This is a genomic window from Clostridium sp. 7_2_43FAA (genome assembly GCF_000158375.2).
Classification (GTDB): domain Bacteria; phylum Bacillota; class Clostridia; order Clostridiales; family Clostridiaceae; genus Clostridium; species Clostridium tertium.
In genome coordinates, this window is the sequence record NZ_JH815222.1 from 2,208,931 (window position 1) to 2,228,646 (window position 19,716).

Here is a 19,716-nt window from a genome sequence, read left to right on the forward strand (position 1 = left end):
ATTAAATTTTAATTAAAACTTATTTAAATACTATTGCTAAAATAACATAATGAATAACTTGGTCTATATATAAAGCTTTTTTCTCACCAAAATATTTAGGTGTTATTCCTCTTGCCTTAACATAATCTATTGGAAAGTGTGTTATTGAAATTAATGCTAATTGATATAAAGTAGCATTATAATTCATTAAATACGAAACAACCATTATTCCAAAAGAATATAATATAGAATGTATAAATAAAACATAATTATCTTTGCCTTTACATTCTGCTAAATGTTGAGTTTGAAATAAGTAATCCCCAACTGCATGAGCAATTAAAATAAATAAAATATATTTTATAATAATCTCACCTCTATTTATTAATTAATTTTTATCAAGATATTTATCTCCTTCACATATTAACCTTATTACTCTTTCTGAAACATCATTTATTAATTTTTTTGAATCTTTAATACTATCTTCTAATGTCATTGGCTTATTCACTATGCTAAAAATACTTGTAAAACCATGATTATAAAGTTCATCATATCCTTCACCAATTTCTCCACAAATAGCTATTACAGGTAGTCCAAATTTTTCAGCTTCTTTTGCTACTCCATAAGGAGCCTTACCAAATTTTGTTTGAAAATCAATTCTTCCTTCACCAGTAAATACTATATCTGAATCTTTTAAAGCTTCTACTAAGTTTGTCTCCCTAATAACTATGTCGACTCCACTTTCTAATTTAGCACCTATTACTAAAAATGCTGCTCCTGTCCCTCCTGCTGCCCCTGATCCTGATACATTTAACACATCCACTCCAAATTCTCTCTTTATAATTTTAGAATATTCTGATAATCCTTCATCTAAAATCCTAATATCATCTTCACTAGCTCCTTTTTGTGGACCAAATACATTTGTAGCTCCATTTATTCCACATAAAGTATTGTCAACATCACAAGCCACAATTATCTCACACTTTAAAATTTCAGTATTAAAATTTTTTTTATCTATTTTATATAAATTTTTTAGTACTCCTCCCCCTTCAGGAATATCTCTTCCATCTTTATTCAAAAATCTAATTCCTAAAGCCCTAAGCATTCCTGCTCCACCATCATTAGTTGCACTTCCTCCAAGTCCTACAATTATCTTTCTACATCCCTTTTCTATTGCATCATTTAAAATCTGACCTGTTCCATATGTTGATGTAATTAATGGATTTAACTCGTTTTTATGTAATAAGTTTAATCCAGATGCTGCAGCCATTTCTATAATAGCTGTTTTGCCATCTCCAAGTATTCCATAAAATGAATCTATTTCTCTTAATAGAGGATCACAAACTTTTAAATTTATTATTTTACCACCAGTTGCATCAACTAAGGCTTGGACAGTTCCTTCTCCCCCATCCGCCATGGGAACTTTTACAACTTCTATATTTTTGTTATACTTAATTATCCCTTCTTCAATGGAATTTGCTACTTCCATAGCTGTTAAACTTCCCTTATATGAATCTGGAGCAATAACTACTTTCATATGTTCACCACCTCATAAGTTCTATAATCTACAACTATATAGTAATTGTTTACAAAGCTGCTTTCAATGTGTCATCTGCATAAGAATTAAAAACACTTTTTATCATTTTTTTGTTCACCATGCACAAAAAATTTTAATATAATATTTTATTTATTATTATCAGATTCTATTTTTCTTGTATTTTCTTCATATATCAATATAGCTAAATATATCTTTGTACATTCATATGGCTTAGTTATATCTATTCCATACATTTTTTTAAATTTATTTAGCCTATACATAATTGTATTTCTGTGAACATACATCATTTTAGCCGTTTCACCTATCTTCATATCATTAATAAAATATCCCTTTATAGTCTTTAACATTTCATTGGATGCTTTATTTTTACCTTCGAAAACTTCATAATAATAGTCTTCTATATATCTGTTTCTATACTCACTTGAAATTCCCTTAATAAGCAATTTTAAACTATACTCATTTACATCAATCACTTTCTTAAAGCTATTACCAATTTCAATTGACTCCACTAAGCCAATTTGATAATAAGCTCTTTCATACTCTAAGATTTCTTTACACTCTTTACCTATTATAAAAATATAATTATTTGTTTTGCTTAACTTCATTTTACTAATTAAATCATTTATATAACTTTTTATATCTATATTGTTATTAAACAATAATACTATTTTTTCATTATTCAAATTTAATACAAGTACATTCAAAGAAGATAAATATTTATTAAATAAATCCTCTATTTTTTTATAGTTATTCTTATAATTATTACACATTTTAAAGACAACCATTTTACGTGAAACTTTCATATCTATTTCTAATAATTTTGCTCTAGTTTTATATGACTCTAAATCTTCCTTTTGTATTCCTTGTATTATTTCTTTAAAATACATTTTCTCGTTGTTTTTTTGAGCCTTTTGAGGAGTTTCTACACCAATTTCATTTATAATCATTTGAACTAATTCTTTAATCAAAGGTCCATATGGAATTACCTCTTCTGCTGTTCCTGTTATTCCAACTACACCTATAACTTTATTATTATAAGTAATTGGCATATTTACGCCACACTTGCACCCCCTATACATATGCATATTCTTAGTAGTAATAATTATATTTCTATTACTACTAGCACTTATTCTTGCAGCTTCATGATAAGTATTTTCCCTTTTTTTATTGCTTGATGCAATTATTATTCCATCTAACCCTATAATATTTACATCCTTAGTAAATATTGGTGTTAATCTATTTATTATCTTTATACATGAATTATAATCTAGCACTTTATATTCCTCCTTAAGCCAATAAATAAACTATCTATTTTGTATATAATTAATATTATAACTACTCTAACCTTATAACTATTATATCATCAACAGTTTCATCCAAAAGTTTATATATTAATAAATATAAAAAAGCTAGGCATCTATTTTAGATACCTAGCTTTACGATTATTTTATAAAATGTTCTTTTCTTATCTTCTTTAAAGCCTTTTTAGATCCTCTTTCGATATCTCTTTCAAGCTTTCTTTCTTTAAAACTTACAAATAATTGATTTAAATCATATCCTGCTGGATAAAGATCTTCTGCCTTTATTTCTAACTTTAATCTTTTATAATTAACTTCAATAAATTCACCATCGCATAAAACTGTTATATTGTTTAGTTCGTTAATTTCCTTATATACTATTGCTTCTTTGTTGTTATCCAAAAGCTTAACCTTATCTCCAATTGAATATAAATTATATTCAATTGTACTATTTTGAATTTTCTTTTTAGAAATATTACTTTCTTTAACTAGATCATAATTATACTCTTTAGAGTCTATATATTTTCTTGCTTTCTCAATAATATTATCATCTATTCCCATCTTTTTTGAAATATATAAGGCATTACTATCTCCTGATTTCCCAATTGAAAGCTTATATAGTGGTTCAAGTGTATCTTTCTTAAATTCCATTGCTGCGTTTTCAAAATCAGGATGTTCCTTTGAGAAATTTTTTATTTCTCCATAATGTGTAGATGCTACTGTTATGCACCCTTTATGATAACATTCTTCTAATATAGCAATTGCAAGTGCTGCTCCTTCATTTGGTTCTGTTCCACTACCTATTTCATCAAATAATAATAAAGTAGATTTATTACTTTCTTTTAAAATTTGTGCTAGATTCTTAACATGAGATGAAAATGTGCTTAGAGCATTTTCAACACTTTGATCATCTCCAATATCTACAAATATCTTATTAAATAAAGATATTTCAGTTCCTTCCTTTGCTCCTATATGAAATCCTGATTGCGTTGCTAAAGTTAAGAGTCCTACTGTTTTTAACACAACTGTTTTTCCACCAGCATTTGGTCCAGTAATTATTAAACTTCTGTAATCTTCTCCAATTTCAAAGTCTAATGGTACTCCATCCTTAATTAATGGATACTTTCCTTTTATTATTTTTATATATCCATGGTTATTTATTTTAGGTTTAATTCCATTTATTTCACGACTATATTTAGCTTTTGCCCAAATCATATCATACTCTGATATTACTTCAATATTTATCTTCAAATCTCTAATTCTTTCATAAATCATTTCAGTAATTGTAGATAAAATCCTATACTCTTCAATGCTCTCCTCTATCCTTAATGTTGCAAGTTCTGTTGTATATTTTGTTACTATATTCGGTTCTATAAATACAGTTAACCCTTTAGCTGAAGTTTCAATTATAGTTCCTTGAACTTGATTTTTAAATGCTGCCTTTATTGGTATGGTATATCTTCCATTTCTTTGACTTATAAAACTTTCTTGAATATATTCTCTATTAGCACTATTTTTTAAGAACTTTTCAAGTCTTTCCTTTATTTTACCTTCACAAATATCAATATGCCTTCTTATTTTCTTAAGTTCTTTACTAGCATTGGAATCAACAGTGCTACCTTTAATCGAATTATTTATTTCATCTTCTATATAGCTTAAATCTGTTATATTTTCTCCATATGAGCTTAATGTCTTAGCATATCCCTCTTTATCTTTTATAAATAATTTAACTTTTCTACATCCTCTTAAAAAGTTAGATATCATTACTAATTCATTTGGATCTAATGATGCCCCTTTATCAATCTTTTCAATAAGTGGTACTACATCAAAAATTCCTTCTAAGGGTATATGATAAGATGCATCTAATAATCTTCGTCCTTCTGATGTTTCCTCTAACCTTTGTTCTACAATCTTCATATTATCAGTAGGTTCAAGCTTATCAATTAAGGCTTTACCTAGCCCACTAACGCAATATCCCTTAATAATTTCTTTTAATTTATAATAATGTAATTTTTCTAGTGTACTTTTATTCATGTTAAAAAACCTTCCTTGTATTATTTACAAGTCTACGAAATCTAGATAGATTTTAAATAATATTTTTTCTTATATTTTTAATAATTCATAATTGAAAACTAAATAATTTTATACAAATAAAAAAGCCATGGATACTTCCACAGCTATAAATTCAACACTAATAAGAGTATTTAAAATACTCAAAAGTATATTCGTGGACTTGTATCTATTATAGTTTTATTAATTCCACAACAAATAAAGGTATAACACCCTATTTTTTAGAATTAATGTTAAATTACTATTTTAGATACTAAACACTCACAAAAATACCTCTCTTTATTTTAAAATCTATCTAAATATAATATATGATAAAAATTATTTATCGTCAATAAAAATTTTAATTATTTATATTTATTATCAGTAATTTTTATAAAATATCCTATCAATATTATTGAAACTAAGCTAATTGAAGCACAAATAATTAATCCATTACCTAATGATGTGTTTGATGAAAATCCTATAACTGGCTTAATAGCTGCTGATATAATACTTCCTATCATAGAATATATAGATAAAATAGTTGCTCTATTTTTAGAAACTATTGATTTATTTTTTATATCAATAATCATTGGTTCCATTACTGCCATACTAATAGCAATTAATGCTATACATAAAAAACTCAATACTGAACTGTCTACAATTATTAATGTAAATGAATTTACTAATATTACCATCATTAAAAACACTATTGATTTCTTTTTCCCAAGTATATTACTTAATTTATAAGACTTTACTGATATTAACTTCATAACTTGAATTGCTACTAATAAAACACCAAAATATTTAATATCTATTCCACTTTTAATATATTGTCCTTGATTTAAAAAGACGGTTATACTTTGAACTACTTCGCTAATTAAAGAAGTTGCAACTATAAATATTATTATTGACTTATTACTTATTACAAACTTGAAATTATCTTTTATACTTTCTTTTTTAACAATTTCAGTTTTAACATCAACTAAAAATAAAGATGCTAAAAAAGCTAATCCATAAGGAATTATAGTATAATAAGCAGTTAAACCCATCGATATATTAACTATATAAGTTGACATTATTGATCCTAGTAAAAAACCTATAGTTGAAAACCATTCATATCTAGCAAATATCCTCTCACTATTTTCTTCATCATTAATTGATAAATATATTAAACTGTAATCGCATCCTGATAAACCTGATATTGATATAGCTAACAATACTCTTTCGAGTAAAAACATTAAAAATGAATTCGCTTTAAAAAATATAATTTTAGATATAAAAAATATAAAATTTGATATTATTAATGTCTTTTTATACCCAAATTTATCTGCAAAAATCCCCCAAGGTATTTCTAATACTACTATTAAAATCATAGAAATAGATTCAATTAAGAAAATTTGCGATAAGGATATCCCTCTGTTTTCCCTAAATACTGTAGCTATTGGAGCATAAAATACGAACCCTTGTAAAAATACTATAAGATTCATTAAATATATATTTCTTCTATTATTCAATTTAACTTTCCTCCTAAAAACATAACAAATAAACCTTTATAAAAAGGTTAAAAAATGAATTTAGAATTTAAGTTAAATTGGTCTAAACATAAATAATACCTCCAACTATTTATAAATATATTATATGATTTAAATAAAAAAATAGAAAGTGAATTAATCCACTTTCTATTTTAGTATATCTACAGTATTTGAATTTGCTGCCTTTCTTGCTGGAATAAAACTTGATGCAAGTCCTATTACAATTGATATCCCTATTGCTAATAAACTTGTAAATAAACTTGGTGTAATTACTAATTTAAAGTACATTGATATTATGTTTGCAATAATCATTCCAAGTATATATCCCACCAATCCACCAACCATAGTAATTACTATACCTTCAATTAAGAATTCTCTCCTAATATCTTTTTTCCTTGCTCCAAGTGCTCTTTTTATTCCAATTTCTCTTATTCTTTCTGAAACTGATGTGTACATCATATTCATAAGGCCTATTCCTGCTATAAATAAAGAAATACCTGCAACAGATGCAATGAACATAGTTATAGTATTAAGTACTCCCCCTAATAAATTTACTATTCCACTTGTATCTATTATTTCATATTTCCCCTTAACTCTATTTCCATCAATTGAATTTAAAGTATTTTCTATTTCTTTTATACTAGCTTTTACATCACTATCATTTTTTAAAGTAATCTTTAATCCTTCCACTTTTTTAATACTAGAAAAGTATTTATCATAAGTTTCTTTTGGAATCCTTACATCTCCTCCCATATTAAAGAAACTTATCTCCTCTTCCTGTGGTGCTTTTTTTATACCTACAATTTCAAGGGATATACCATTTATAGTTGCTATTCCGCCTACTAATTTCTCTACATCATCAAAATTACTTTTTAATGTTTGTTCTGAGGCAAATATAACTCTATTTTTAAGAAGGTTATCATTTTTAGTTAAATTTCTTCCAAAAGCATCTTCTGCTATATCAAACTCTTCTACAGGCTTAACTAAAACATTAATCACTTTTCCTCTAACATCCATTTGCATATATTCTCCAAAAGAATTGCTACTATATTGAAATTCAACTGATTCTACCGAATCTAATCCTTCAACTGAATCTTTATGTTTATTATTAAAAAACTCCATACTTGAAACTTCTTCTGTAAAAGTTTCTGGACTAAAGCTTGCCATAAGAACAACAGCTCCATCTGTTTCTCCTGTAAATTCCTTAATGGTCTTATTTTTATACCCTTGTCCTAGTGCCACTATTGTAATGACAGACGCTATACCAATAATTATTCCTATCATTGTAAGAATTGATCTTTTCTTATTTCTATTTAAATTTCTTAAGGCAGTAAAAATTAAAACTCTAAATTTCATTATTATCTACCTCCTTAAGTTGTCCATCAAAAATCTTTACTATTCTTTTTGCTTTTTTTGCAACATTTATATCATGAGTGATTAAAATAATAGTTATTCCTTCTTTATTTAATTTGTTGAATATTTCAATTATCTCTTCTGAAGTTTTACTATCAAGAGCCCCAGTAGGCTCATCAGCAATTATTATATCTGGATTGTTTACTAATGATCTAACTATTGATATTCTTTGTTGCTGTCCTCCTGATAATTGTTTTGGATATTTATCAATCTTATCTAATAATTTTACTTTTTCTAAGAGCTCTTTTACTTTATCTTTAGTTTCTTTAATTCCTCTTCCCATATATAACATAGGAAGCTCTATATTTTCCTTAATAGTTAATCTATCAATTAAATTAAAATCTTGAAATACAAAACCTATTTTTTCATTTCTTAAATTACTAAGTAAATCATCATTTAGAGTTTTCACTTCTTTTTCATCAAGAAAATAACTTCCTTGAAATTCTTTATCTAATAAGCCTAATATTTTTATCATTGTAGATTTACCTGATCCAGAGGGACCCATTATAGCTAGAAATTCCCCTTTAGCTACATCTAAATCTACATCTTTTAATGCATGTAATTTTTCTTCTCCTGAAGAATAATACTTATTTATACCCTTCAGTTTTATCATATTATACTTCCTCCTTACTATCTTCGGAAGGATTTAATAGTATCTTATCTCCTACTTTTAAAGTGTCATTTTGAATTATGTAGTTATCATTCTTTAAAATTGCTGATATTTCTACTTTTTTATTATTTTCACCTTCAATCAATTTAACGTATAGTTTTCCCGCTTCTTCTATAACACAACTTTTTGGGATTGATATCTCTGCTGGATTTACTGTTAACTCTACGCTAAATCCTATTTTTATACTTTCATCCGGCTTAATATAAAACTTATATACCACAGATTTTTGATCTGCTGACATTGATGGAATTTCTTCAATCTTTGTTATCTTACCTGTAACTTTTTTATTATTACTTATAATTTTCATTTCTACTTTATCATCTATTTTAAGTTCCTCTATATCAAATTCTGACGCTTCTGATGCAATTAAAGAATCCTGAGAAATTATTCTCATATACTCTTTTGTAGGATCTTCATTATTTATATAAACTTTTCCACCTATTTCTGCTTTTACACTTTTCACTACTTTTCCTTTAAGAGAATCCCTTTTAGAAATAACATCATTTAAATTTGCATTTAACTCTTCTAACATACTAGCATTTTCAACTTGCTCTCCTTGTATGTTTACACCTTGATTTAAGTTTTGTTCTCCTTGATTTATTATTTCCGAAGATGCTTGCTCTTCTTTTTTTAGTGATTCTAACTTACTTATTCTTTCTTTTTCTCTATCAATTTTTGAACTCAATGAACTAATTTGTCTATTTAGCTCATCTATTTGCTCTTGAATAACTTCATTATAATAATTAAAAAGCACTTTATCTTTTTCTACAATTTGTCCATCTTCTACAAATACTTCATTTAACTCTCCATTGGAGTTATCTAAAATTATCTTTTGCTCATTACTTATAATACTGCTTCCCTTAAATTTTAATCCGCTAGTGTCTTCTATTTCAAAATAATCAACTTTATTTTCCTTGTTACTATCCAGTGTTGATTTATTCTTAACATATAGTGCTCCACTTACTGTTACAATTAAAGCTATTATAAATATACTAATTCCTATTATAAATTGTTTCTTTTTCATAACATCACCTCTTATATAATGTTCTTAAATGAATAGAGTAAATCTAATAAATAGATTTACTCACCTTGCACATTATTCCTTAACAAAATATATATCTTTCTTTTTATAAATAAAGAAAATCATTAATCCTGGAAAAATTAGATTTAATGGTGTATATAAATTAACTCCAGAAATTATTGCTGAATAAATGAATGATAATACCTCTATACCTATAAATACAAATGCTCCAATAGGTTTTTTACATAAAATTAATATTACAGCTATAGTTATTATTAATGCTATAGCTAATGTTATTGAAATTTGAGCTATATTTACTTGAGTCCCCATTCCTGCATCAGCTAAAATCTTATTTGTTTCATCTTTAAAAAAGATATTAATTATAGATCCAAATATAACAAATACTTGTCCAATTAAATAAAGCACAGACATTGTAATAATCCCAGCACCTACTCTTTTTCTTTCTACATTATTTTCCATTGCTATTTCCCCCTCCAAAATATTCATTTTTATAGTACTATTTACCTCAAATAAATACAATATTAGTTACCTTAAGTTTATCTTAAGTTTAGTTTAAGCAAAAATAGAATCTACCTCTAAATATCTAATGGACAAAAATAATATCTTATTCTATTTGAAAATTAAATACTTTATAATTATAAAAAAGAACACAAAATAAGAATCATTACATCTCATTTGGTTCTTTTAGTTTAGAAAATCTAAAAATAATATAGTAAATTATAGTTCTGATACACCTATTTTTATTTTTTTAAAATTATCTTAAATTTACTTCCGCCCCCTTCATCAGAAATCAAAATAATTTTTCCTTTATGTAATTCTATAATCTTTTTAGTAATAGCTAATCCAAGTCCACTTCCACCACTAGACTCTCTAGAAATATCTCCTCTCACAAATTCCTCAAAAACTTTATCTAGTATTTCTTTTTTAATTCCTATTCCATTGTCTCCAATTATTATTTCTATATCTTCTTCATTATTATTTAGTCCAATAAAAATAGTCGTATTTCTTTCATTGTATTTTAAAGAATTAATAATTAAATTACATATAGCTCTTTCTAATTCTTTAGCATCAAATTTATAATAAATTGGATCTTCCGGAATATCTATTTCTAAGTTAAATTCAGCTTCCTCAATTTCTCCATAATAAAGGGCTACTACTTCCCTTAAAAATTCACAAATATCATTTTGTTTAATATTTAATTTATAATCTATACTATCTAATTTAGTAAATATAAAAAGTTCATTTACTAAGTAGTTTAATCTACATGTTTTATTATAGATATAATCTAAATAAATTCTTTTCTCCTCTGAATCTTGTACAGTTCCATCGTTTAAAGCCCGTGAATATCCCATAATAGAAGTTATTGGGGTTTTTATATCATGTGCTATATCTCTTATCATATCCCTTTTACTTTTTTCAAGCTTATCCTTATTTTCATTAACTAATTTAATTTCTTTTACCATATAATTAAAGCTATCTCTTATACTATCTATTTCCTTATATCCTTCAAAGTCTAATCTTACTGATAAGTTTCCTTTACTCATCTTTTCTATACCTAAATTTATTTGATTTAAAGGCTCTCTAATTTTCTTTATATACTTATAATAACCCCCCCATAAGGCTAATACCATAAACACGACTGCTATAACTAATGAATATTTTATAGTTTCTCTAACTCTCTTGCCTAAACTCTTTATTTTTAATTGTTTTGTTAAAAAAAATTCACTATTAGGAATTTTCACTATATATAATTTATCATCTTGCTTATATACTTTTAAATCAAAAAACTTTTCTTCTTTTTTTAATTGATCTTCATAGAAATTTATAACATTTAATAAATTATAGTCATTTATATTATCTTTCTTTTCTCCAATTACACTAATAACTTTATTATTTTCTATGGTTTCTATCCATCCACCAACTTCTAATATTCCATTAATATTAATATCTTCATAGTTTTGAACAAAAAATTCTTCTTCCATAAGCCTTTCTTCTTCTTTTGTCAAATGCATATTAGATATAATTCCCCAAATTAAAATAAAGATAAATAATATTAAAGCTATAATAAATATTATTATTGTATATATATAGTTAACAATAAATATTCTACTTAAACTCTTATTTCTAAAACTCTTATTCCTAAAAATATTATTTTTCTTCAAATCTATACCCTATTCCTCTTATTGTTTTTATATATTTATTTTCTTTGTTATTGTCTTCAATTTTATCTCTTAAATTACTTATATGTACCATTATTACATTATCATCATATAGATATTCCTCTTTCCAAATATTTTCAAATATCCTTTGCTTTGTTAAAACTTTATTTTTATTTTCCATAAATAATTCTAATAATTTAAATTCTTTTAAGGTTAAGAATACTTCCTTTCCTCCCTTAGTTACAATAATTTTATCTTTATCTAATATTAAATCTCTACTTTTAATAATATTCTCATTATTATCCTCTAAATTTAATAAATAACATCTTCTTAATTGAGCATTAACCCTAGCTATTAATTCTAATGGATCAAAAGGTTTTGTTATATAATCATCAGCTCCAATATCCAATCCTATAACCTTATCATGGTTTTCACATTTTGCCGAAATAATTATTATTGGTATATTACTAGTGCTTCTAATTTTCTTTATTAAATCATATCCATCTGTTCCTGGCATCATTAAATCCATAATTGCTAAATTAATTTTTTCTAAATTTAAGATTTCTAATGCTTTATCTGAATCATAAGCTTTAAAAATACAATATCCCTTATTCCTTAAGTAAAGATCAATTAAGTCTACAATTTCTTTCTCATCATCTACTATTAATATATTTATCATACCATTCTCCTTATAGCTTATAAATTTCGATCTTATTACATTATAATACAATATTATCCAACTTAAAGTAATATTTGACGAAATTTCTATATAATTTACAATAAATATCTAATATATATCTAAGCATAAGTAATTAATAAGATTTGAATAAGCGTAATATCTAACAACTAATATAAGAATTAACTCCTCTATCTACTTTTAATCTTGTATTTTACTTAAATAATTATATTACTATTTAATATAATTATAGTTTTAACTGTTAATTAAAACATATAGTTAAATTACTTTAAATAATATTTAATACTCTAATTTACCTTTCAATTTTACTGTAATATAATTATTATAGTAAATATATTACTTTGGAGGATAATATGGGTAAAAAGGGTGGGAAAAACAAAAAAATTAACAAAAGAGAAAATTTTGTAAAAATCAAGTCAAATGAAAATCTTATTTTATTGATAGGGGTTATATTTTTTAGCATCATCTTAATTATTATTTCAAAATCTATATTTAGCAGTGGATTTTTACCTGATAAATATAATGGCCATATGAAATACTATAATGCTGTTGTTACAGAAGTTTTAAGTGAAGATTTGACAAAAGATCCTTATATAGAAGATGTTGAAGTAGGATTTCAAAAGATAGTAGTTAAAATTTCATCAAAGCCTTATTCTGGAAATACATTTGAAATAGAAAATCCAATCAGTAGATTATATAATTTAAAAGTTAAAGAAGGCACTAAAGTAATAGTAGGAGTTATTGAAAAAGATGGTTCTACTCAAATGAATTTATATAGTTATGATCGAAGTAATATGATTTATTTATTAATAGCAGTATTTATTTTGTCAGTTGTTGTAATAGGTGGATTTAAAGGTGTTAAATCTTTAGTAGCTCTAATTTTCACTTTAATATGTTGTGTATATCTAATGGTTCCTTTAATGCTTAGAGGTGTAAATCCCATACTGTCAGGAATTCTAATGAGCATATTAAGTATAACTATTACTCTTGTACTAGTTTCTGGATTTAACAAAAAGACCTTAACTGCTATTTTAGGTACAGTTTCAGGGGTTATCATAGCAGGATTAATAGCTTATATTTTCGGATCATTAACCAATCTTTCAGGATTAAATATGAGTGAAGCAGAAAGTTTAGCATATATTGCTGAGGATACTGGATTGAAAATTAAGGGAATAATGTTTACTGGAATATTAGTTGCAACTCTTGGAGCTGTAATGGATATTGCAATGTCAATTGCTTCATCAATATTTGAAATCCATAAAGTAAACGATAAAATAAGCTTTAATGAATTATTTAAAAGTGCTATGAACATTGGTAAAGACACTATTGGAACAATGACTAATACATTGATTTTAGCATTTGCTGGTGGCTCTTTAAGTATTTTGATATTAGTCTTTTCAGCAAATATGCCTTTTAATAAATTGATAAATTTAGACCTTTTAGGAATTGAAATAATACAAGGTTTATCTGGAAGCATAGGAATAGTACTAGCAGTTCCAATTACTGCATTTATAGGCTGTTATTTATGTAAAAATGAACTTAAATTTAAAAAGTAAAGGTTGTCGCGAAACGCGACTCCCTTTACAAATTTACCTCTTAGCCATATAGGTACTCATAAGAAATTATGTAAAATTACTTTTTAATATAATCCAGTTATTCTTAACTTATAGTATAATTCCCCCATGAAATATACATTCATATACTTTAACATCCTTAAGTTATATCTCTTCATAACCTTTAAACCATTCAAAACCACCTTCAACAATGCAATGATATTTGTAATCTTCATTTTGATATACCATAGGTCCCCTATAAGGATATTCTTTTGTAACTTTTGATAATACTTCCTTTAAAAAGATTGACTTTCATTGCCACCACCTGCATAAGTTAATTTCTTTGCTCTACATAAAAAATCTATTATTTTTTCATCTATACCATTAATACTTTTCTTTATTTCTTTATTACAACATTCCTCTTCAATATTCTTTAATAACTTATCAATACTTACTCCAAATACATTACTTAGCTGAACTAATTTATCAACCTCTGGATATGATTTTTTAGATTCCCATTTAGCGACTGATTGTCTCGATACTCCTACTAATTCAGCTAATCCTTCTTGTGATAGACCTTTTTCTTTTCTTAATCCTTGTAGTTTTTCATTAAACCCCATTCCTCTCACCTCATATTAATTTTAATGCTAAATCTCTTAATAATCTATCACCTAAAGATAACAATTTTGTCAACTAACAGTTGCACTATTTAATATTAAAATTAATTTAATATATACTTAATTGATTTTTATTTAAAAATCATAAAAAGATACTCTTCATAAATTTATGAAGAGTATCTTTTTCTCTTACTTTAATTCTGGCCAGTATTCTTTATTAGCTTCAATCATTTCATCTAATATTTGCTTAGCTACAAATGCAGATGGAATTGTTTTATTCATAGTAAATGCCATAAGAGCCTTTTCATATGATCCTTCAATTGCAGCTTCTACAACTAACTTTTCACTAGCTTCTTGTTGTTCTATTAATCCTTTATAGAATGTAGGAATTTCACCAACACGAACTGCTTCTGGGCCATCTTTAGTTATATAAGCTGGAATTTCAACCATAGAGTCATCTGGTAAGTTCTTAATAGCACCATTATTTTCAACCATAACTAAATGTCTTTTTCTTAGGTCAAATGCTAAACTCATAGCCACTTCTACTATAAATTCTCCATGTACTCCAGTAAAGAATTGTGAAAGATCAATTTCCCCTGTAGCAGTATATTGATCTACTGAATCAAATATCTTCTTTTCTCTTCCTTCCATTACTTCATTTGCTCTAGTATGATTTTTGTCAGAATGTCCAACAACCTCATCTCCTAGCAAATAGTATTGCATATATGTGTTAGGAAGATATTTAGGGAACATTTGCATCATATGCTTTGCATTAGTAAATGTATGAAGCCATGATGCATCATTATGTCTTACTTCACTTCTTGAATCTGGAGGTAAATATCCATGCTCTAGAACATAGTTTTTAAGTTCTTCTGTTCTATCTTCGCCATTTACTCTTATGTTTGTAAACCAACCAAAATGATTTAGTCCAAAGTAATCTGCTTCTATATCATGTCTATCACAATCTAAAATGTTTGCCATATTTCTCATAATTGCAACTGGCATATCACATATATTTAAGATCCTTGCATTTGGTCTTAGCTTGTACATAGCTTTTGCTACAATAGCTGCTGGATTTGAATAGTTTACTATCCAATAGTTCTTACTTGCATATTTTTCACAGAAATCAATCATTTCAACCATAGGATATATAGTTCTTAAACCATATGCTAATCCTCCTGGTCCACAAGTTTCTTGTCCAACTACATTGTATTTTAGTGGAATCTTCTCATCCATTTCTCTCATCTTGTATAAACCAACACGCATTTGTGCAAAAACAAAGTCTGCATCCTTAAAAGCTTCTTCTGGATTAGTTGTGAATATTAATTTCACTTCTGGATCAAACATTTCAACAACTTTTTTTACTATTACGCCTACTTTATTTTGACGTTCTTCATTTATATCATATAATCTTAATTCATCTATTTTAAATTCTTCCTTTTTAGCTAATAAGCTTTTCACAATTCCTGGAGTATAAGTACTTCCCCCACCAACTATAACTAATTTAAATTTTTTCATTTCTAATATTCCTCCTTATTCTGCTATTTCTAATGCGTCGTCTACTATTGTTCTTATTTTACTTATTGAAAGCCCATATACAACTTGTATATTCTTTCCTTTCTTAACTACACCTGATGCTCCTGTAGTTTTTAATGTTTGTTCATCGATTACAGTATCATCAATAACATCTACTCTAAGTCTTGAAAAACAATTTTCTACAGTCACTATATTTTCTTTTCCACCTAATGCTTTAATAATAGTTAAAGCTTTTTCCCTATCATTTTCAGCATTATCAATTTCTTTGTTTGATGACTTCATTTCTTTTTTAACTTTTGCTGCATTTTCCTTTAAATCAATTGCAATATCGCTATCATCATCTTCTCTACCTGGTGTTTTTAAGTTCATTTTTTCAATCATAAATTTGAATACTATAAAAATTACTGCTATTTCAACTAAACCTACTAAAATATATACTGGCCAATGAGTTTTTCCGATACCTGCTGGTAAATTTATTACAAGAAAATCTAAAATACCATTTGTTGCGCAAACTCTTACATTAAGTACATAAACTATCATTTGGAAAAATCCATCTATAACAGAATATACAAACCATAATAATGGAGCTGCAAAAATAAATGTAAATTCTAATGGCTCTGTAATACCAGCTATTACTGCAGTTAATGTTGATGGAATTAATTGTGATTTTAAATTACTACGCTTTACTTTCTTAGCTGTGAAATAAAATGCCAAAGCCACACCAATAACTCCAAATGTTTTAACTAAACCATAATTTAAAAACCTTGCTGAATCTGGCATCATTGTTATCGTAGGATCATTAAGTAATGCTAGGAATACAGGCTTAGCACCTATAACGTTTTCTCCATTAATTATCATTTGATCTCCTACTGCTGAATATAGGAATGGAGACCAAATCAAATGATGTAATCCTGTAGGTACTAAGAATCTATTTAAGAACCCGTAAACAAATACTCCTAAAGCACCTGCTGTACTCATAAAGCCTGTAAGAGCAGTTATTCCATTAGCTATGCTTGGCCAAATATATGTTGCTAATATACTTAATACTGCAACTATTGGAATCATAATTATAAATACAAATTTACTATTGCCATAAGATGCCATAGCACCTTTGAATTCTTTACTAACATACTTATTATGAATTACAGCTACTGCTATTCCTAATATCATTCCTAGGAAAACTCCCATATCTGTTACATGAAATCCTAATTGAATAGTTTGTCCAGTTCCATATAACTCACTTGCAGTATTACCAGCTATTAATTTACCTGATAATTCTAACCATTTACTATTTGCTCCTAAAAATAATATATAGGACATAATTGCTACAAAAGCTGCTTCTGCTTTTTTCTTTTTAGCCATACCTATGGCAATTCCAACACAAAATAGGATACTTAAGTTCCCCATAATAGGTGATAACATCCCATTAAAGAATTTTCCTATTGTCCATATAACTCCGCCTTCACTAACAAAAGTTGTATTGGTAAGTATAGCTGTTAGTGCTATTGACATACCTACTATTGGTAAAAATAAGACTGGTCCAATCATAGCTTTAGCAAATTTCTGCATACTATCTAAAATCTTATCCTTCATTCTAATATCCCCTATCTTTTTTAAATTTCTGCTTGGTAATTACCTTGAAGATAGAATAACATTTTAAACAAACATTGTTAATAGGTTTAACCTTTTCAGGAACATGTTACTCAAAAAGTAAACATGTTTACCTTTACAACAAAACAAAAAAACTATCATAGAATTTCTCCTATAATAGTTTCTTTAAACCTTTATAAACTATTCATTGCCTTATCTAATAAGTATTCCATTACAATCATTACTCTTGCATAGAAGTAATTTGATGTAATATTTCTATCATCTAACTCTTTATCATCTAATATAGAAAAATGTATCGTAGATTGTTTTGCCATATGACTATTAGGTCTGCCAGTAAAGGTTATTATATCTAATTTATTTTTTGCTGCATAATCTATAACTTTTGTTACACTTTCTGTTTCTCCACTTTTGGATATACCTATTACTAAAGCTCCCCCTATCTGGTTATTATCATATACTCCATAAGAATTTGTTTTAATACATTTAAAACCTAATACAAGCATCTTCCTACAAAAAAAATCTACAATTGGTGATGAAAATCCTGTACCTGTAATATAAATTATATCTTTTCTATGCTTTATAAGATTATCAATAAAGGAATCTATTGTACTTTTATCTATTTCATCAATAAAACTAGTTATATCGGATGTACGCTCCTGATTTTTTTCATTATTCTTTATTATAAAATTCAATCTATATAGCATATCAACATATCCAGTGTATCCTAACTTTTTTGATAATTTAATTATTGTTGTTGCAGAAGTATAATTAGCTTGTGCAACTTCCCTTACTCCCTTATCTAAGACATTATCAATATTTTTTAATATATATTCAAGTATTTGTCTTTCTGTCTCTGTTAACTTATAATTATCAGCAATTTTATAAATATCAAACTTCATAAGATACCTCCAATTTAAATGACCATAATATAAGTTAACATAAAGAGAGCGTTTTAATAAAATCCACAAGTAATTGAGATTATATAAATAAAGTTAGTCTCTTAGTAACCTATATAAAAAATCAAATAATTTATACTTTTAATTTGAACTTCTGCTTAAAAACTTATTTAATATGTTATTACTTTTAGGTATTAAAGTATTTAATCAAAGTATCTATAATATATTATCATATTTATTTTCAAAATACATACCATTAACTTTTTCTGATAACTTCTATTTAAATTTAAAAATATGATGATATTTATTTCTTAAATATAATTAAAAGAGGTATCTTAATAAAAATATTGATTGTTTATATAATTGAATTTATTTTATTAATCTATATTTTTATTCTTTTTCTATGTAATCTTTATCTAAAATTGCTGATACAACAGCATATCCATCTATGTCATAGTCATAACTTATAAGCCTTCCTACGCTGATATTATCCATATCAAATAATAAAAGTTAATAAATTTATCATTCAATTGGTATCACGTTTCGTTACACCCTTTATAAATTTATCTCTCATCCATATAGGCACCCCTTGCAAACCATTTAATCTTAACCTCATTTTACTAATTATTTAAATTTATTCATATAATTATCTATTTATATATGTTTAAATTTCAAATTTAAATTTAAACATACAACTTCTCCCTATAGTAATAATAAATACTATTTCAAGTCATATTTTAATAATATTTTTTAATTATCTTGTGGGAAACTAACATAGACACTTATACTTTAGGAGGTAATTGAAATGGATAATAACAAAAACAGAAGAAAAGATCGTCCTAAATCAAATGCTGAACTTAGAAAAATGTATTCAGAATCTGGTGCAGAAATTGGAATTGAAAATGGTAAAAAGAAAGGTGCTCATTCAAACGGTAAAAAATTTACTAAAAGATCAAAGTTATCTCATAATAAATAATATATGCTTTCATTTAACATTTTGATTAAATAAGCATAATAATAATTACTATTTTACTACTATTAATTATATAATTAATAATTAAAAAAAGATATAGTAAAAAATTTCAATCTACTAAAATAACCCTGCA

At 26.1% G+C, this 19,716-nt stretch carries 18 protein-coding genes; 2 read left to right on the top strand and 16 right to left on the bottom strand.

What is annotated here, in order from left to right:
* Positions 1–19: 19 nt before the first annotated feature.
* From CSBG_RS18035 to CSBG_RS12070, 11 genes are all read right to left on the bottom strand, one after another.
* The gene (locus tag CSBG_RS18035; RefSeq protein ID WP_083854771.1) at positions 20–361 is read right to left on the bottom strand and encodes a DUF3307 domain-containing protein; all 342 of its coding nucleotides are present in this window, start codon (positions 359–361) and stop codon (positions 20–22) included.
* Positions 362–364: 3 nt separating this feature from the next.
* Positions 365–1,513, bottom strand: coding sequence for a glycerate kinase (locus CSBG_RS12025; protein ID WP_008679861.1), 1,149 nt, complete (start codon positions 1,511–1,513; stop codon positions 365–367).
* Between the two features lie 146 nt (positions 1,514–1,659).
* Entirely contained in the window at positions 1,660–2,808 is a 1,149-nt protein-coding gene (locus tag CSBG_RS12030; RefSeq protein ID WP_008679863.1) for a sugar diacid recognition domain-containing protein, read from the bottom strand.
* A 168-nt stretch (positions 2,809–2,976) separates the two neighbouring features.
* Positions 2,977–4,866 (bottom strand): endonuclease MutS2, encoded by a 1,890-nt coding sequence (locus CSBG_RS12035; RefSeq protein WP_008679865.1) that lies wholly within the window; start codon positions 4,864–4,866, stop codon positions 2,977–2,979.
* 380 nt (positions 4,867–5,246) lie between these two features.
* Positions 5,247–6,398, bottom strand: a complete 1,152-nt coding sequence (locus tag CSBG_RS12040) for an MFS transporter (protein WP_008679867.1) — start codon at positions 6,396–6,398, stop codon at positions 5,247–5,249.
* Positions 6,399–6,563: 165 nt separating this feature from the next.
* Entirely contained in the window at positions 6,564–7,772 is a 1,209-nt protein-coding gene (locus CSBG_RS12045) for an FtsX-like permease family protein (protein WP_035285348.1), read from the bottom strand.
* Positions 7,762–8,442, bottom strand: a complete 681-nt coding sequence (locus tag CSBG_RS12050; protein ID WP_035285351.1) for an ABC transporter ATP-binding protein — start codon at positions 8,440–8,442, stop codon at positions 7,762–7,764. Before CSBG_RS12050 ends, CSBG_RS12045 begins: the two co-directional genes overlap by 11 nt.
* 1 nt (position 8,443) lies before the next feature.
* Positions 8,444–9,523, bottom strand: a complete 1,080-nt coding sequence (locus CSBG_RS12055; protein WP_008679869.1) for an efflux RND transporter periplasmic adaptor subunit — start codon at positions 9,521–9,523, stop codon at positions 8,444–8,446.
* A 72-nt stretch (positions 9,524–9,595) separates the two neighbouring features.
* Positions 9,596–10,000, bottom strand: a complete 405-nt coding sequence (locus CSBG_RS12060) for a hypothetical protein (protein WP_008679871.1) — start codon at positions 9,998–10,000, stop codon at positions 9,596–9,598.
* A 281-nt stretch (positions 10,001–10,281) separates the two neighbouring features.
* Complete coding sequence (locus CSBG_RS12065; RefSeq protein WP_147568006.1) at positions 10,282–11,553, bottom strand: HAMP domain-containing sensor histidine kinase; 1,272 nt, start codon at positions 11,551–11,553, stop codon at positions 10,282–10,284.
* A gap of 136 nt (positions 11,554–11,689) precedes the next feature.
* The gene (locus CSBG_RS12070; protein ID WP_008679875.1) at positions 11,690–12,379 is read right to left on the bottom strand and encodes a response regulator transcription factor; all 690 of its coding nucleotides are present in this window, start codon (positions 12,377–12,379) and stop codon (positions 11,690–11,692) included.
* A gap of 371 nt (positions 12,380–12,750) precedes the next feature.
* Here CSBG_RS12070 and CSBG_RS12075 point away from each other — a divergent pair, with 371 nt between their 5' ends.
* A complete protein-coding gene (locus CSBG_RS12075) occupies positions 12,751–13,953 on the top strand; it encodes a YibE/F family protein (RefSeq protein ID WP_008679877.1) in 1,203 nt (400 codons plus the stop codon).
* Between the two features lie 162 nt (positions 13,954–14,115).
* Here CSBG_RS12075 and CSBG_RS18775 read toward each other — a convergent pair whose 3' ends face one another.
* The 5 genes from CSBG_RS18775 to CSBG_RS12095 all read right to left on the bottom strand — a co-directional run bounded on the left by CSBG_RS18775 (position 14,116) and on the right by CSBG_RS12095 (position 18,613).
* Positions 14,116–14,199: a hypothetical protein gene (locus CSBG_RS18775; protein WP_235840812.1), complete on the bottom strand. Its 84-nt coding sequence runs from the start codon at positions 14,197–14,199 to the stop codon at positions 14,116–14,118.
* A 47-nt stretch (positions 14,200–14,246) separates the two neighbouring features.
* The gene (locus CSBG_RS12080; RefSeq protein ID WP_008679879.1) at positions 14,247–14,570 is read right to left on the bottom strand and encodes a helix-turn-helix transcriptional regulator; all 324 of its coding nucleotides are present in this window, start codon (positions 14,568–14,570) and stop codon (positions 14,247–14,249) included.
* A gap of 186 nt (positions 14,571–14,756) precedes the next feature.
* Complete coding sequence (locus tag CSBG_RS12085; RefSeq protein ID WP_008679880.1) at positions 14,757–16,085, bottom strand: 6-phospho-alpha-glucosidase; 1,329 nt, start codon at positions 16,083–16,085, stop codon at positions 14,757–14,759.
* A gap of 15 nt (positions 16,086–16,100) precedes the next feature.
* Positions 16,101–17,696, bottom strand: a complete 1,596-nt coding sequence (locus CSBG_RS12090; protein WP_008679881.1) for a PTS transporter subunit EIIC — start codon at positions 17,694–17,696, stop codon at positions 16,101–16,103.
* Positions 17,697–17,887: 191 nt separating this feature from the next.
* On the bottom strand, positions 17,888–18,613 hold the full coding sequence (locus CSBG_RS12095; protein ID WP_008679882.1) for a MurR/RpiR family transcriptional regulator: 726 nt from the start codon (positions 18,611–18,613) through the stop codon (positions 17,888–17,890).
* 802 nt (positions 18,614–19,415) lie between these two features.
* Between CSBG_RS12095 and CSBG_RS18325 the strand changes: the two genes are divergently transcribed.
* Positions 19,416–19,586, top strand: coding sequence for a hypothetical protein (locus tag CSBG_RS18325; protein ID WP_008679883.1), 171 nt, complete (start codon positions 19,416–19,418; stop codon positions 19,584–19,586).
* Positions 19,587–19,716 lie beyond the last annotated feature (130 nt).